This is a genomic window from Bacillus nitratireducens, assembly GCF_036320425.1.
Lineage (GTDB): Bacteria > Bacillota > Bacilli > Bacillales > Bacillaceae_G > Bacillus_A > Bacillus_A nitratireducens.
In genome coordinates this window covers 425,086-441,423 of record NZ_JAUMJO010000004.1, presented here as the reverse complement: position 1 = coordinate 441,423, position 16,338 = coordinate 425,086, and the positions used below count along the sequence as shown (strand labels likewise).

General features: G+C 31.4%; 17 protein-coding genes and 3 pseudogenes. 2 read left to right on the top strand and 18 right to left on the bottom strand.

What is annotated here, in order from left to right:
- Window positions 1–78 precede the first annotated feature (78 nt).
- Entirely contained in the window at window positions 79–894 is an 816-nt protein-coding gene (locus Q3V31_RS17875; protein WP_090813474.1) for a YwqG family protein, read from the top strand.
- Between the two features lie 731 nt (window positions 895–1,625).
- On the opposite strand, the gene Q3V31_RS17870 is transcribed toward Q3V31_RS17875, so the two are convergent.
- The 4 genes and pseudogenes from Q3V31_RS17870 to Q3V31_RS17855 all read right to left on the bottom strand — a co-directional run bounded on the left by Q3V31_RS17870 (window position 1,626) and on the right by Q3V31_RS17855 (window position 4,867).
- The gene (locus tag Q3V31_RS17870; RefSeq protein ID WP_090813475.1) at window positions 1,626–2,021 is read right to left on the bottom strand and encodes a RidA family protein; all 396 of its coding nucleotides are present in this window, start codon (window positions 2,019–2,021) and stop codon (window positions 1,626–1,628) included.
- A 54-nt stretch (window positions 2,022–2,075) separates the two neighbouring features.
- Entirely contained in the window at window positions 2,076–2,648 is a 573-nt protein-coding gene (locus tag Q3V31_RS17865) for a histidine phosphatase family protein (RefSeq protein WP_016129548.1), read from the bottom strand.
- A 50-nt stretch (window positions 2,649–2,698) separates the two neighbouring features.
- Entirely contained in the window at window positions 2,699–3,781 is a 1,083-nt protein-coding gene (locus Q3V31_RS17860) for a hypothetical protein (protein ID WP_090813477.1), read from the bottom strand.
- Between the two features lie 117 nt (window positions 3,782–3,898).
- Window positions 3,899–4,867: pseudogene (locus Q3V31_RS17855) on the bottom strand (LAGLIDADG family homing endonuclease).
- A 297-nt stretch (window positions 4,868–5,164) separates the two neighbouring features.
- Between Q3V31_RS17855 and Q3V31_RS17850 the strand changes: the two are divergent.
- Window positions 5,165–6,127 (top strand): MBL fold metallo-hydrolase, encoded by a 963-nt coding sequence (locus Q3V31_RS17850; RefSeq protein ID WP_329765681.1) that lies wholly within the window; start codon window positions 5,165–5,167, stop codon window positions 6,125–6,127.
- A 53-nt stretch (window positions 6,128–6,180) separates the two neighbouring features.
- On the opposite strand, the gene Q3V31_RS17845 is transcribed toward Q3V31_RS17850, so the two are convergent.
- The 14 genes and pseudogenes from Q3V31_RS17845 to Q3V31_RS17780 all read right to left on the bottom strand — a co-directional run bounded on the left by Q3V31_RS17845 (window position 6,181) and on the right by Q3V31_RS17780 (window position 16,333).
- A complete protein-coding gene (locus Q3V31_RS17845) occupies window positions 6,181–7,014 on the bottom strand; it encodes an alpha/beta fold hydrolase (RefSeq protein WP_090813480.1) in 834 nt (277 codons plus the stop codon).
- Window positions 7,015–7,081: 67 nt separating this feature from the next.
- Entirely contained in the window at window positions 7,082–8,002 is a 921-nt protein-coding gene (locus tag Q3V31_RS17840; protein ID WP_000719882.1) for a hypothetical protein, read from the bottom strand.
- Window positions 8,003–8,072: 70 nt separating this feature from the next.
- A complete protein-coding gene (locus tag Q3V31_RS17835) occupies window positions 8,073–8,588 on the bottom strand; it encodes an NUDIX hydrolase (RefSeq protein ID WP_090813481.1) in 516 nt (171 codons plus the stop codon).
- Window positions 8,589–8,610: 22 nt separating this feature from the next.
- A complete protein-coding gene (gene dnaN, locus Q3V31_RS17830; protein ID WP_016129553.1) occupies window positions 8,611–9,741 on the bottom strand; it encodes a DNA polymerase III subunit beta in 1,131 nt (376 codons plus the stop codon).
- A gap of 30 nt (window positions 9,742–9,771) precedes the next feature.
- Window positions 9,772–10,215: an NUDIX hydrolase gene (locus Q3V31_RS17825; protein ID WP_000757617.1), complete on the bottom strand. Its 444-nt coding sequence runs from the start codon at window positions 10,213–10,215 to the stop codon at window positions 9,772–9,774.
- A gap of 186 nt (window positions 10,216–10,401) precedes the next feature.
- On the bottom strand, window positions 10,402–10,818 hold the full coding sequence (locus Q3V31_RS17820; RefSeq protein WP_016129555.1) for a GNAT family N-acetyltransferase: 417 nt from the start codon (window positions 10,816–10,818) through the stop codon (window positions 10,402–10,404).
- A 130-nt stretch (window positions 10,819–10,948) separates the two neighbouring features.
- Complete coding sequence (locus Q3V31_RS17815; protein ID WP_000814376.1) at window positions 10,949–12,157, bottom strand: L-lactate MFS transporter; 1,209 nt, start codon at window positions 12,155–12,157, stop codon at window positions 10,949–10,951.
- 281 nt (window positions 12,158–12,438) lie between these two features.
- On the bottom strand, window positions 12,439–12,582 hold the full coding sequence (locus tag Q3V31_RS17810; RefSeq protein ID WP_000787556.1) for a hypothetical protein: 144 nt from the start codon (window positions 12,580–12,582) through the stop codon (window positions 12,439–12,441).
- Between the two features lie 31 nt (window positions 12,583–12,613).
- Window positions 12,614–13,646: pseudogene (locus tag Q3V31_RS17805) on the bottom strand (serine hydrolase domain-containing protein).
- Window positions 13,647–13,757: 111 nt separating this feature from the next.
- Window positions 13,758–14,018, bottom strand: a complete 261-nt coding sequence (locus Q3V31_RS17800; protein WP_001001870.1) for a heterocycloanthracin/sonorensin family bacteriocin — start codon at window positions 14,016–14,018, stop codon at window positions 13,758–13,760.
- Window positions 14,019–14,217: 199 nt separating this feature from the next.
- Window positions 14,218–14,664, bottom strand: coding sequence for an NUDIX domain-containing protein (locus Q3V31_RS17795; protein ID WP_000836818.1), 447 nt, complete (start codon window positions 14,662–14,664; stop codon window positions 14,218–14,220).
- Between the two features lie 35 nt (window positions 14,665–14,699).
- Window positions 14,700–14,813, bottom strand: a pseudogene (locus Q3V31_RS17790) (cytochrome C biogenesis protein); the annotation flags it as partial.
- A gap of 224 nt (window positions 14,814–15,037) precedes the next feature.
- Complete coding sequence (locus tag Q3V31_RS17785) at window positions 15,038–15,607, bottom strand: DUF4256 domain-containing protein (RefSeq protein WP_329765680.1); 570 nt, start codon at window positions 15,605–15,607, stop codon at window positions 15,038–15,040.
- A 261-nt stretch (window positions 15,608–15,868) separates the two neighbouring features.
- Window positions 15,869–16,333, bottom strand: a complete 465-nt coding sequence (locus Q3V31_RS17780; RefSeq protein WP_001102666.1) for a GNAT family N-acetyltransferase — start codon at window positions 16,331–16,333, stop codon at window positions 15,869–15,871.
- Window positions 16,334–16,338 lie beyond the last annotated feature (5 nt).

Here is a 16,338-nt window from a genome sequence, read left to right as displayed (position 1 = left end):
CGATTTTCAATAAATCTATCTCTTGCTATATAATTAAGAAAGGCATTTTTAATTCACTTTTAAAGGGAGGAAAATGTGATGAAGAATACGTATCAACTTCAAATTCCGAAAGAACTAGAGCAGTATCGTAGTATTTTAGAAGAAAGTGTGAAACCGTATATTGAAGTGTCTGGAACGAAAGCAGAGACAACTCTTTTTGAGAGCAAATTTGGTGGTTATCCGTATTTACCTATAAGCCAAGAGCATCCTAAAGACTTAAATGGACAACCTATGATGTTACTTGCGCAGTTAAACTTTGAAGAAATGCCGCATGTTGAATATATGCCTCAAAAGGGAATGTTACAATTTTTCGTAAGTGCTGATGATGAGCTTTTCGGAGCAGATTTTGATCATCTAACAAGACAAAATGACTTTCGACTTATTTATCATTCTACAATTATAGAAGATTTAAATAAGGTTATTACTGATTTTAGTTATTTAAACACTTTAGAATTAGATGACTTTATCATACCTGAAGCAGCGAAACTAAAGTTTGAAGTGGGTTATCAACCAGTAACATTAAGAGATTATCGATTTGAAAAGATTATAAGCGATGACATTGATTGGGAAGAAATCGTTGATGAAGAAAACAACATAGAATTAGGCGAACTGTATGATGATTTATGTAAAGATCAAGGACATAAAATTGGTGGTTATCCATTTTTCACACAGACAGATCCAAGGGAATGGGAAGAAAAGTACCAGCAACATAATATATTATTGCTGCAAATCGATACAGACGATTCATTAAATATTATGTGGGGAGATTCGGGTGTTGCTAATTTCTTTATAAAGAAAGACGATTTGTTAAATCTAGATTTTTCCAATGTTATATACAATTGGGATTGTTACTAAATAAATATAAATGAAATATTAGCAAGCTAAAAAATCTTCCTAAAGGTGAGGGAGATTTTTTTATGTTGAAAAATAAACGTTATGTTAACTAAGATTTGAAACGATAAGTGCAATAAAAGTCAAGCGTAAATAACAGAAATAACAACAAATAATGTAAAGTTGTAAACGTGTGTAAATAGCAATAAATTTATAAAGTAACACATAAAATAAAATTATTAATTTGTATTTTATATAGCAAAAAATATTTCGCATAAAAAATTCTTGCCAATCAAAAATGATTTCAATTCGTTAAATCTTAAACAATAATCGATTAAGATTTGCTGTGATTAATTTATAGCAAAATAAACGGTAAAAACTGTAGAAATCCATTTAGATATGATTTTGTGTGAATCTCACTAAAAATCCCTGTTTCGTCTCATTAAGTATAGTTTACTTGGTTTTTGATACCTGAGATTACTTTGTTTCTACAACTACCTATAATATATATTATGTTAACTAGCAAAAAGTAATAAACTTATTATATGTAAATTGAAGTTGTTAGACTCCCCTTTTCTTTGGATTCATTCTGTGTGATGGATTTGTGTGGTTATTTGTTTTGTTGTTGTTTTATAAGTTGTTGATGATAATGTCTCCAGATATAAATGATATTTAAGACAATAAAAAATACAATTCGTTTAAAATGAATGCATTAAACGAATTGTATTGATATGATTACGAATAAGTTTTTAAAATTAGTTTGCTACAGCAATTGCTTCGATTTCAATTAATAAGTTATCGTTAATTAATTTTCTAACTTCTACAGCTGAACTTGCTGGTGGATTTTTAGTATCAATGTATTGATCTCGAACATTTCTAACAATGGCCATTTGAGAAATATCTGTTAAGAAAAATGTTAATTTTACTACATCATTAAAATTTAATTCCGAAGTTTCTAATGCGCTTTTAATATTTTCGAATACTTGTCGCGTTTGTGTAGCTAAATCATCAATGCCAACTATTTGACCATCGGTATTGATCGCTACTTGTCCAGATATGTAAATTGTTCGTTTAGCGTCACTAACTTCAACTACATGTGAGTATCCAAAAGTTGCTGGCATTGTTTCTGGATTGATAAATTTCTTTTGCATGGCTCTTCTCTCCTTCAATATCGTATTTTCTGTATATTTATTTTTATTATTTGTTTATAAATGGTCAATTTTGTTATACTCACGTATTTTCCATTGTTCTTGATGATAATAAATGCTACTTATACAGGCCGTAAAAAGTTTTGTTTTTCCTGATCCAATTTCATTATTTGATATAAGAGCAAGAATTGTGTTTATAACGGCACTATGAGTAACTAAAATAACATTACTATCTGGGTATTTTTTCAGGATTATATTTAAACCGGTTATAATTCTTGCTTTTAGTAGTTCTCTTGGTTCTTGATTTTTATAATTACGTTTTGGAAACATTTTCGTCCGCTCTTCTGTCGTTAATCCTGAAGCCATGCCATAATCACGTTCTATAAAATTCTCCATTTCAATTATGTTTACTGATGTTAACATGTACGTATTTATGATTTCAGCTGTTTGCTTAGCTCTTGATAAAGGGCTAGAAATAATTATATCCCATTGTTTTTCACGCAAATACAAACCGCATCTTTCGGCTTGTTGTTTACCGTTTTTATTTAGCTCAATATTCTCGTGGCCTTGGAGCTTTCCAATAGCATTCCATTCAGTTTCCCCGTGTCTAACTAAGCATAAAACAGTCATACATATATCCTCCTGCTACATATGTGAAGTTTAAATTCTATACGTATAGTTTAATACATTATATATGACTGATCCTTTTGGGAACTGATTTTAATTACGCCGTGTTTAATTAATTCTTCAGTTACTTTTGTATAGAAAAAGTGATACCACCAAATAAAAAATTCTTCGTAAGTTATTTCTTTTGAGTATCTGCTGCTTGCAAAGTATTCTTTTAAAGGCTTCTCATTTTCTTTACATAATAAAATCAAATCTTCACTGACCGTGTTCGCGATTTCGTTAAGTATAGATAAGTCTGCGGCTGTAAACACTGGGATAACAGGTTGTGAATTTTTATATAAGCCTAATTCTTCGTATAATACATTTAAATTTAAGTCTACTTGTCTATCTACTGCTACAAAATTTTCAACTAATTGCTTTTTCGTATAATTAATATCCATAATAGCATCGTGAAAATATTCTTCAAACGTTTCTTTATTCGCAGTTATTAAATTCAAAGTTGTATATCGAGTGTTTCCATAAAGACCAATTTGATATTCCCCTAAATCCAAATACGTATTACCATACATTCCAAAGGCCTCTTTGTCTGTTTGTTCTTGTTCTAGAATCGCATAATAATATCTTTTATTGTTTCTCAAAGGCCGTTCTGTTTCTAAATAGTTTTCTTCAATGTTAATTATTTGTCCAGAATCTAATAACACACCGCTATAAAGTAAAAGACTATACGATTCTTTAGATAAATGATTAAATGTCTCGATTCTTTTAGACATAGCATCAATTTGATTAGAATACTTTTCAATTATGTTAAGTGTAGGTTTAATTAGAGGCTCACATAGGTTATAAAGTTTTTCTCCTTCAGTAGCTGTTATAACCATACACGTTGGATAGTAACTCTCTCCTATCTTTTTCAATAAACCTTCTAGTTCTAATGCATGTATTTGTTTTTCGAATTCTTCGTTCGTCCAATTTAGCTTCGTTTTTATAGTATTTGACTCAATTCCATGATGGAGCATTACAAGTAAATATTGAAGGTTTGTTCCGCTTATTTTTAAAGTTGGATAATTTTCACCTGATGAAATCATTTTTGTCTCATAAGTTGTTTTAAGTATTTTCTCCGGAATATAATTAGCAAGCATTTTAAAATCCCTCCTTTTTTAGTAATTTAATTGTAAAATCTATGTATTTACTATGTTCTATAAATAAAAATAAGAATCCTTTAATGATTTCAAATTAAAAACCTTAGTATGGCTATGTTAATACCTATAGTTATCGCTAGTTGGATTTATCAAATTACTCTTTTCAAACTCTCTGTTAAATTGATTATCATTTTTTAACCAACGTTTAAAAGTTGATTCACTTATTTCTAAATTAGAACAAGCTGTAGCATTACATTTAGTTTTCATATATTCTTTAAGGAAATTTCGTTTTCTTTGTTTAACGGCAGTTTGTTTTAGTTTTCGATCTTGTAATTGGTCTAAACTTAGACTTTCTTTCTAAAATACTTCATATTTTCTATGCAAATAAATATCTTTGTCTTTATAAATCCAATTTGAAAATAGTTGTATTGATTTTCTTCCGGATAAAATGACGCGATAATGTTTATTTTGATCTAGTAAATCGGCTGGTAAATTGTGATTTTGTAGTATTTGATTTAAAGAATTCATAAAATTATATGATCCACCTACAAAACTGACTGTATAAGTTTCATAATTGACGTAACCATCCCCATCAAAATACCCACGAATAAAATGATGTAAATATTCTTCTGGTACAAAAGGAAATTCAATGTTAAATGATTTACATGGCATGATTCCGTGTATGTTCATAAGGTCATCTTTTATTGTTTTGCTATTAATGTTTAGCATATATACGCCTGTTTTTTTATTTTGATAAAGTGGCTGGTTGGTGTTTAATTCTTTTTTTATATCTTCTAGAATGTAACTTTCTTTTTGTATGACACCATCTGCTGCTATAAACCCTAATATATAAGCCATGTTATTTGACCATGTTTTAAAATAATCTTCTGTTATGTCATACTTTCTCTTCCAACTCCCTATAGAGCGTCTTGGAAAGTTATTGTCTGTTAAAACCATACGAATATACCTTGCAGACACATTAGCAAGCATCGCGATTTCTGAGGTACTCTTCCCTTCTGCATAAAGCTGCATTATTTCAGATTTTGATAGTTTACATTTTGACTTCTTATTTCTTTCTGCTTGCATTTACAAATTCTCCTTCCTTTTTATTATTTAGAGACATATTTGCTTCTATAACATATAACGAAACATATGTTCTTTTTTGCGTATAAGAAGGGATTTACTAAATTAAAACAATTTACATTTACTTCATATTAGTTTTAGCTGCTGCTAAATGAAATTCATTTTAAATATACAAATAATAAATATGTCAAATTAATGAAAAGTACTGCATTTAAGATGAAAGGTAAAATGATATAGTTTAAAATACAAATAGCAACAATAACAACATACGTATATTGTTAAACGTAAAAAGGAGAACGAATGAAAAAGAAATATATAAATCAAATTCATACTGATGTAAGTTTTAAACCAAAAGATATTATAGGTTTAATGTCTGATTACTTTAAAATAAAAACAAAGCTGCGTCCTATAAAGAATTTACCTATTGTATTATCGAATAAAGATAATGAGTCTTTAGAGAGTGTTACATGGTTTGGTCACTCTGCTTCTCTTTTAAAAATAGAAGGTAAAAAACTGTTGCTAGATCCTATGTTTGGCGATGCCTCTTCCCCATTCCCTGTTTTTAATAGTAAACGTTATAGTGGTGCTTTTTCTTTAGAACGTGAAGATCTTCAGGAAATTGATGCGATTATCATTTCGCATAATCACTATGATCATTTGAATTACAAAAGTATTATGCAGTTAAAAGATCGTGCAAAGCACTTTTATGTTCCGACTGGAGTTGCGCGTTATCTTATTAAATGGGGTGTTTCACCTAGTAAAATTAGTGAGCATAATTGGTGGGACGAAATTATGCTTGATAATATTAAGTTAGTTTGTGCGCCTGCAAGGCATTTCTCTGGACGTGGTATGACAGATAGAGATTGTTCATTATGGTGTTCATGGCTTATTCTTGGTCAAGAGACTAAAATTTTCTTTAGTGGTGATAGTGGTTATGCTTCGCACTTTAAGGAGATTGGTAATAAATACGGTCCGTTTGATCTTACTTTAATGGAATGTGAACAATATGATGCGAGATGGTCTGCTATTCATATGTTGCCTGAAGAAACGGTACAAGCTCATATTGATGTTAAAGGAGAATTACTTCTTCCGATTCATTGGGGTGCTTTTACATTAGCTTTACACGAATGGAGTGACCCAGTAGAACGTGTTACGAAAGAAGCCGAACGTTTAGGAGTTAAAATTACAACGCCACAAATTGGTGAATCTATTACGTTAAAATCTGAAGATTATCCTAGGTATGCTTGGTGGCGAAAAGTCTAATTATAGTAAAAAGCGAATCTCCCTTGTATAGAAGAAAGATTCGCTTTTATTTATTATAAAGTATTGTTTACAAACTGATTAAACTTGTCTATTTCTTCAACAAATGGATTATGATTACTTTCTTCAAATTTAGTTAATACTGCGTTCGGGATTAAATTTGCTATTTCACGAGAAAATATGTAGGGGCATTGTGCATCATGCTTACCACAGTATATAAAGCTTGGGATTTTTACGTATTCAAGTTTCTGACGAACATCATAGTTTTTATATTCAACTTGTCTAAAATAATTTAACCGATTGCCAACTGTCTTTCCGCTATTCGGAAATTTTAATGCCTCTTCAAGCTTCTCTCCAGAATAAAAAGACATAAGTGCCCACTCTCTACTTAATGCTTTTCTTTCTTCTTGTAATGTACTATCATCATTTAATGCATTCATAATTGATACGATTCTATTAAAATTTTCATTTTCACTACAGTATATACTATCTTTATGAGATGCATATTCCATACTCGCTGCCGCGCCACCAACAATTATTTTCGTTAAACTTTCTTGTGCTTCAGTCGCATATACAAGAGCTAACATCCCTCCTGTCGAATGACCAGCAATCCCCCATTTATTAATATATAAAGCTTCCCGAATCGCTTCTAAATCTTTAACAGTTTCCGTCATACTATATTCGGAATCGTTATTTGCTAAATCTGAATTGCCACAACCCTTTAAATTAACTAAATATACACTATAAAAATCAGTGAACGGGTTTGCAAAAGTATTTCCATTATCGTTATACTCGCTATACATATGTGTAACGCATAAAGGCGGACCTTCTCCCTTCACAAAATACTCGAACTTGCCTCTAGTAGTTTTGATAATATTTGTTTTCCACATATTGAATCTCCTGTCTAGAATTTTTATTTCTAACTGCTTCTTAGAAGTGAATTCATAAATAAAAATATTACTTTACTATATTAGCTTTTCCGCTATCTAAAACTCTATTTGTTGGTACACTGGACATTTCAATTACTGTGTTCATGCTCTTATCAGTTAGTTCAATGAGTTCGTTTTCGTGATTAATTTTCTGTAAATCCCACACCATTCCATTGAATTCGTTATGCTGTCCACTTACCCTTAAAATGTTTTTTGTTTTACTTGACGGTTGTATTTGTAGATTTGTAAATTGATTCCCGCTAATCTCATTTGGCGTAGTTAAATTACTATCCATATAAATCATATTCACACAATCCTCTAGAGAGAAGTTCATAAAACGGTTGGCATTTATCCAAGCATGTCCAGATTTCGGTTTTTTCGCTACTAATTTTAACCCTGTTTCCATTCCTGCTACTTTAATGTTTTCGAAGTTAATAAATGAGATTTCATTTTCTTTTTCACCAGTGAATAAAGAAATTCCTGTTCCTTTATTTGTTTCGGCCCAATTTATAATATTTATATCTTTTATTTGTGTTTTGTTCCAAGTGTTATAATACTTATTTTTACCATCTAAATATATAACTTCAGAATTAAATTTAGGATCATCAATAGCTATGTACGCTCCTTCAATCGAAGCATTTTTTTCTAGTTCCAATACCCTAAAGTTTCCCTCAACAACAAACTGTGTACCATAACCGAATAATAATTTAACACCTTGCTTAACGATGATTGGTGAAGTAATTTTATATTTTTTATCATCGAGCAAAACCGTTTTAATTTTACTTGATTCTGCTTTATTAATGGCTGCTTGAATTTTATATGAATCATTTTTACCTTTAAAGTCCTCAACAAACAATTTATCATTTTGAACTAAACTTTCTTTATTGTAATGAAAAAAAGCAAAAATAATTAGAACAATACCTAAGAGTAAAGCGATTATTTTCTTCATAATACTCACCCTCACGTTAAATTTTATCTTTAGTTTCACTTCGATTACATTAGCTATTTTCTGTTACTGCTTACACTAATTTATGTATTGAATCTATTGGGCTGCTCTGCTTAGCTAATTCTTTATTCTTATACTCTACTAATTTATGATTTGATAAAACGAAAGAGTGCTCTAATATTAATTCATTATAAAGTACTTCAGTTAAAAATTTAGGTATCATCTCTCCTACGCCGTAATTATAGTCACTTAGAATCCAAGATACCTCTTTCCAATCTAGAATTCCTTCTGAGACTTTTTTTGGAGTGTGATATGTAAATTCATTAAGTAGCTCAACTAGATAGACATATATGCCACCAGAATATGAGGAATCCTCCCATTTAATAATGCCTTTAAATTGAATTTGATTTTGTTCCACATCTATATTTGTTTCTTCTTTTATTTCACGAATTGCATTTTCTAACGGTGTTTCTCCTTTTTCTATCTTCCCTCCTACACCGTTCCATAATCCTTTTACAGGATCATATTCTCTATTTAGCATAAGTATTTCTTCATTTCTTTTTATAAAACATAAAGTATGCTTGTACATTTTTTAATTCATTCCTTTCTTCTTAATAAGTTCTAACAGGTGATATTAAATATACTGCTGCAGATTGTTCACCTGCTTCAATTACTATCGGCCTCATGGAACCACCAAAACTTAAAGTAACTCTATCTTCTTTTATTGCTTTTAAAGTATCGACCATATATCGTCCATCAAAAGATATATTTAATTGCTTTTCACCGAGAATAGTATCTATTTGTTGTGTCTCGGATATTTTACCAATCTGAGAAGCATTAGAAGAGATTTGTATTGTGGATTCGTCGATGATTTCTAAGTTAACGTTGTTGTTTGCCCATTCACTAGCTAATAAACTTGACCGATCTACACCTTGTAAAATCTGCTTTCTATCTATATTAATAACTGTTTGGGATTCATTTGGAATTAGGCCGGATATATTAGGATATTTACCTTCAATAAGCCTTGAATACAACGTAATTGTACCAAATTTAAAAATAATGTGACTCTCTGAAAGATATATGTATACTACATTTGAATTACTGTTCATTAATTTTAGTAGTTCACTAATAGTGGAACTTGGTACAATACAATTTAATTTCGCATGTGAAGAAATGGGTATTTCACGTAAAGCCAGTCTATGCGAATCAGTAGCAGCACAAATTAATTTGTTATGATCAATAACAAAATGTACGCCAGTAAGAACGGGTCTAGATTCATTTTTAGCAGCTGCAAAGACAGTTTGTTTGAATACTTCAATCAACTGTTCCGTTTCTACTTGTATTTCTGCATGTTCGTCTATAAATGGTACATTTGGAAATTCGTTCGCCGAGAATCCATTTAAGTTTAAAGTAATTTCATCTGATTGAATTGTAATCAATTGCTCATTCATGCTTTTTATTAAAATATCACTTGGCATTTTCTTAATAATTTCAATGAAATATTTCGCTGGTACAACAATACTTCCTGCTTTTACAATAGTTGTAATTTGTACACCTTCAATTGAACTAGGTATAAATTTTTCAATGAAAATATTCGAATTACTTGCGATTAAAGTAATTCCGGATGGATTTGCTGTTATTTTTATTCCAGATAATATAGGAATTAAATTTTTTGTTGAGATAGCTTTACTTACTTCTGAAAGAGCTTGTGTAAATTGTTTATGATTAACGATAAACTCCATTTTTCCCCCGCCTTAAATGTAATAATATATTTATGAAGATTGATGAATAATAGTTCCATTAAAAATATAAGGTATTGTTTCTTTCTTTTGTAAAAGGCCTTTTAAGTGTTCTGGTATACGTAAATAAGGTTCTGCTTTATGTAATTCCATCCAGATAATTTCTTCAATTTCTTTTGGTCGTGATATACAGATTTCCCCTCCGATTATTTCTCCTAAAAAATTAAAGAAGATTGCATGATGTCCCCTTTCCTCAAACAACGCTTCACTAATGGAACAAACCCCATTTACATATATATCTAGTCCGGTTTCTTCTTTCACTTCACGAATTGCTGCCTCTTCTAACGTTTCACCTAATTTTACTGCTCCACCTGGTAAAGTGTAATAAGAGCCATTTTTCCCTTTGTTTTTAACCATTAAGAGCTTTTCGTGAGTTTCATCGTATAAAAGCGCGTATGTAACATTCACCTTTTTCATGTTTAATCCCCTTTAATGATACGAATTTTCTGTCTTTATTTCATTCTACCATTAAATTATTTTTATTCACAAAAAAGAAAAAGAACGTGCTTTGAAAAAGAATAATCAAAACATGCCCTCTAAATGTTAAAAATCGATTCGGTTAAAAGATACTAAGCGATAGCAACTATAAATTTAATATGTTTTTTACAACCTTTTTTCTAAATAGTAGTGATGATGTCCTTTAGGATGATCTTTACTGACTCCGATCACTTTATATCCATGTTTTTTATAAAAGTTTGGAGCCTGAAAACTAAAAGTGTCTAATTTTATCAGTCGACATTCTTTTTCGATTGCAAATTCTTCAATAAGTTTCATTAATTTGCTACCATAGCCTTCGTGTCTATATTCTTCAGACACCCACAGAAAGTCAATATGCAACTGATGCCAAAATGTTATAGCTGTTACCCCTCCGATTATTTCTTCTTTTTCATTCCTTACTATAAAACTTACCTTTTCTGAAGGTGTTTTTTCCTCATTTGAAAGATGTTTTTGGTTATATTCAATTACTTTCTCTCTTATGTAATCACTATCTTCTTGTACCCACTGCTGCGCTATTTTCATTTTAAGTATCACGCTCCTTTTTACTTATCTATTCAATTTTATAATGATATTGTCCTGTCTTTAATGAGTTAGTAAAGAAGCAAAGTTAGCGTAATAAAAAAGAGCCCTGACATTAGGACCCTTTTTTGAATTAAGCTATTTTTCGATGTAAATGTTTTATTTCCTTTTTCTTCTCTGCATTCGGTGGACGAATTAATATAGAAATAATGAAGGAGATAATACTTAAAACACCGATTGTAATGAAGGTTGGTTGAAATCCGCCAAGTAGTGCTCCAATGAATGATCCTGCAAGCGCACCAAATCCGAAACCTTGGTAAACAATCCCGTAGTTTGTACTATGGTTTTTTAATCCGAAGAAATCCCCGACAATGGCTGGGAATATAGTGATATTACCACCAAAGCAAAAGGCAACACTTGCTACACAAGCAAAATAAATCCCGTAATTTAGTGGAATAAAACTTAAAGTGAAGACGGATAATCCAATAATAATAAATGTAGCAGAGACAATTTTTAATCGGCCTATTTTATCTGATAACGTTCCAAGAATAATTCTACCTATTGTATTAAAGATTGCGATCATTGCGACGGCATTTGCGGCAGTCGCTGCACTAAGACCAACGAGCTGCACACCGATGTCTTTTACCATACCGATTAAATACAGTCCGCCCATACATGATGTGAATAACATGAAAAATAAGAGATATACTTGTTTCGTTTTCATCATTTCACGCGGCGTATAATCATTGTGTAATGTTTCAGCCGTAGTGTTACTTACAATTGCTTCACGTAAGAAGAATGATCCTATCAACACTAATAGTAAGACGATAATACCCCAATATAAAAATGCTTGTGATACCCCAAGACTGTTGATAAGATTTCCGTTTATATATCTAAAGATTAAGCTTCCCATTCCATATGCCGAAACAGATATACCAGAAATAAGTCCTTTACGGTTTGGAAACCATTTAATTAAATTAGATAGTGAGGTAATATATGCTGTTCCATCAGCATATCCAACGACAACACCAGCTAATAAATAAAGTAATGGTAATGAGGAAACTTGTGAACTAAGTATTAAACCGAGTCCTAAAACAATTCCTGCAGTAGCGATAAGTTTACGGAGTCCAAATTTTTGTTGTAGCTTTCCTGCAAATAGAGTTGAGAATGATAAAGAAAAACTCGTAATTGCGAAAGTAATCGCGACTGAATTGAGGTTCCATCCAAACTTACTTACAAGGGGTTGGTTAAATAAACTCCATGTGTAAATTGTACCTAGGCCAATTTGAACAATGATTGTACCTAGAACAATTAGCAACGGATTTATAGATGATTGTTTCATACTAACTGTCCCCTTCTTTTATCATGACATGAATTTTCACAATTAGTATATCCATGATAAATTGCACGATACCGTACGGAAAATGGAAATTAAGTTAGTTTACACAAAAAGACACTTCATCAAGAAGTGCCTTTTTGTAGGTTATATACGGATGTATTTAAAGAAAGCTTTGTTAAGATAAGACATTTTCAAATGCTTATGTATATATGTTATCAAATAATTTGCTGAAAGTGATGAGACTTAAGACGTATTTTTCTTTCATAAATAAGTCGGAGAGAAAATTAATATTCAACTTCCTCGAAGTCTTTCGGTTGCGGTACAGTTTGCATATTTGCTGCATCTTTCGGATCGCTATAAATCGCATTTTGTTCTGTGTTTACATCCTTTATGTTTTGTTTTTTATTTTTATTCACTTCATTTTTCATTATTGTTCACTCCTTTTTATTATAGGAGTAGTTATGCCCTAATCGTATTATTTATACTGCTACTAAATGCATCAGCGACTAAATTGCTAAATTCACGTAAATAATATAAATAATTGTCTCCACCATAGTTGTATCTTTTATTGTACATTTTAGCAACGACGACATTATATTCTGGAATGACTAATATCGTTCGTGGGTCCTGTAATTCCTAATATTTGATAGGAACCTTTCGGAACTCGCTCACCAAGTTCGCTAAGTAAAGCAGGTTCATTTTGAACGAACCAAAACAACCCGTTTTGAGGTAGTTCTTTATTTTTATACGCTGGACTTTGTATGCTTGTAGCAAGTTCTATAACTTCTTTTGGCACAATTTGTTTACCATTTAAGTACCCGTTATTTAAATGCAGGTTCCCCCAGTATGCAAATTCTCTCGCAGAGACAAATAAATTTTTCTCGGATCCGTCATCTACTGCACCGACACTTTCTACAGCATCTTCATTTGGATTTACAATAACCTTAACTAAATTTTCATCATGCTCAATTCTCCATCTAGTTTCATTGAAGTTGGCAGGTAGGAATACACGCTCCTTTAATAATTCAGGAAAACTCTTATTATACAGCTGATAAATAAGCTGCGTTACCATTCTTACATTAATATCTCTGTACGCCCAAGCTTGTCCCGGCTCAAATTCACGAAAAACTGTCCCCTCATCGGTTTCATTTAAACCGTGTGAATGAGTTACTAAGTGTCTTATCGTTGTCTTACCGAGTAATGAAGGATCATGTTTTTTTAAATAATTTACTACCTCGTCATCAAGAGATTTTATTTTCCCCTCATAAACTGCATAAGCTACCATTAATCCTAAATAGCTTTTTCTTGCGGAAGCGACATTGAACTGTGAAGATATGTTTACTTTTTTACTAATAGGAGAATTTGAATGCTTTCCACTATAGTGCTCTAGTACAATTTTATTATCTTTCATAATACAAAGTGCAGCCGCAGAACTTTGATTTGTTTCTTTAATATTTTCTACCCATGAAATTAATTTCTCATATTTGTACAAATAAATTTCCCCCTAAAATGAAAACGAAAAAATGATAGCATGAAAGAAAAGCGTTAACACAACATAAACTGGTATTTACACTTTTCTTTCATGTGAAATATTATTCTGTACTTAAATAATCCACCAGTTCCAGCAATTAGAACAGCTGAAACAACCAACACAACCTACACAACCACCGCAACGTCCGCCGCCACAACCACCACAGCGACCACCACAGCCACCACAACGTCCACCGCATCCGCCACAACGACGTGCATCGTCTTGGATGTAATAATATGGATATTGATTTTGTTGCTGATCCCAATACACAACATTACCAGGTTGATAAGCATTAAGGTTTAACGCTTGTAGTTCTTGTTGAAACTCATTCATTATGAAACCCTCCATTTACAAATGTAAATTCCGTCCATATCTTTAAGTTTATTTCTTTTTAAAAATAAAGTAGAAATAAGGCTATAGACTAAATGCGTACATCAACAAAATATGACTTTACACTAGGTGATGTACCTTGTTCATGAGCCTATTTTCTTTACATTCTTTTAGTGGACGGAATTAATATAAATAGAGATAACTAAAAGTTACTAATCCAGCAAGTTAATAGTTCATCACTTAATTTTCTTTCTAGTAATTCTTTTACTGAAGGTGTCGGCATTATTGTATAGGAGTTTATATTTTCTTTAGTAAAATCAATCCAGTGAAATACTAAATGGGACTCTTTAGATATTGGAGTAAAATCTGATTTCAACTCATTTGAATCTATTTCAAAAATGTGGTTAATTTCATGGTGGAGGGTTTCTTTAGCTTGCCATTTATTTTCTATGACACCTAAAAATTGTTTTATACTGCAAGTTACTCCAAGTTCTTCGCGTAACTCTCTTATTAGTGCATTCTCTGCTGATTCCCCAATTTCAACATGGCCTCCGGGTAAAAAATAGTGATGTCCTATGTATTCAGCAACTAGTAATTTTTCATCTTTTATCATGATAGCTCGTACAATATGATGGAATTTACTTTTCATTTTGTATTCCTCCTAATCATTCACTTTATACTTGCTCAAAAATTGTCATTTAAAAGCGGGATAATATTAATCATAGGTGCTTCATATGGATGAACATTATTAATAACTAGAAGATAACATTTTACATCTTCTAGTTTACAATTTAATTGAAACTAATATTTTTGATAAACGATTCTAAAAAAGAGTATGTTTATGAAAATAAATCATCGAAACATACTCTTGCTATTTTTAGTTGATTCATTCTTTTACAATAAGGTTCGATTAGCCCTATTCTTTGCGGCCTCAAAATCGAAGCCGTAGCTAAAGTATGCAATCACTACTATTCCATAAGCAAATCTATTCTCTACTTCAAATTTACCTGCCTGTACAAATTTTAGACTCTTAACGAACCACGAAAGCCTCTTGCGGCATAGTAAGATTCTGCCCCATTGTGATACACAAAGACGTGTCCAAAGCGATAATCGCAAAAAAGGGCACCTCCAAGTTCTCTAATATCAGAAGGTGTTTGCACCCAACTCGATGTCTTTAAATCGAAATTCCCGAGATTTTGCAACGCCCGATATTCTTCTTCCGTTAATAGTTCAATGCCCATACTAGTTGCCATATCAATAGCGTTATTTTCTGGTTTATGTTTCTTTCTTGATTCTAGCGCTTCAAGGTCATAACAAACACTTCTACGACCTTTAGGACTTTCTGCTGAACAATCATAAAAAATGTATTCGCTTTTTTCTTTATCAAAATCTACAACATCAGGTTCTCCACCAGTTCTTTCCATTTCATTAAGCGACCACAATTTTTCAGTATTAGCATTCAGCCTTTCTTGAACATTAGCCCATTCTAAACCTTTATGACGGTTCATATTATTCTCAAAACGATCTTTCAATGTTTGTAGTAATTCTTCACGTTGCTCTAGTGACAACTCTTTTTTATTGCTCTGTTTCATATTAGTTCCTCCATTGATGTTTTTATTAATGATAGTTTAAGTATATATAAATACTGTTTTATAATAAAATGTTAAAATAATTGCGTGAATTCAATTTGTGATAATTTATATGAATTGGTACAACCAATTCTCCGCAATTTGACCCTTTAACGGAACAACTTATTGTTTCCAAACAGTTTCTTAATCGATCTTTCAATTCTAGATGTTCTTTGCCTGTTCACTATAAATACACGATGTAACTTTATTCAAAACAGTACATCTTTATTTCAACAACAATAAGCGATATACTTCCTCACCGTCATATACATTTCCTAACGGTTTAAAACCATAACATTCATATAGTTTCTTTGCAGAAATATTATCTTTATGAACAGTTAATCTAATTTCCTCACACTCTTTAAAGTTATTTTTTATTAAGTTAATGATTTCCTGTAATGCAGCTTTTCCATATCCTTTTCCTTGCTCTTTTTCATCAACGATAAATCCGTTAATCCAATACATATCTGTTGACTCACGTACAAAAGCATGCATAATAAAACCGACTATAAGGTCACCATCATATATAGCGAATGGAATATATTCGACATTTTCACCATCTGGTTTTATGTATACTTTAGCAAGTGATACTGCCACTGCCGGAACAAATTGCATTTGATTTTCTTTAACTTGTAACTTTAATGCATCTTCCCAATTTTCTCTCGTAACAATTTTTAATTGGACGTTCACTATTT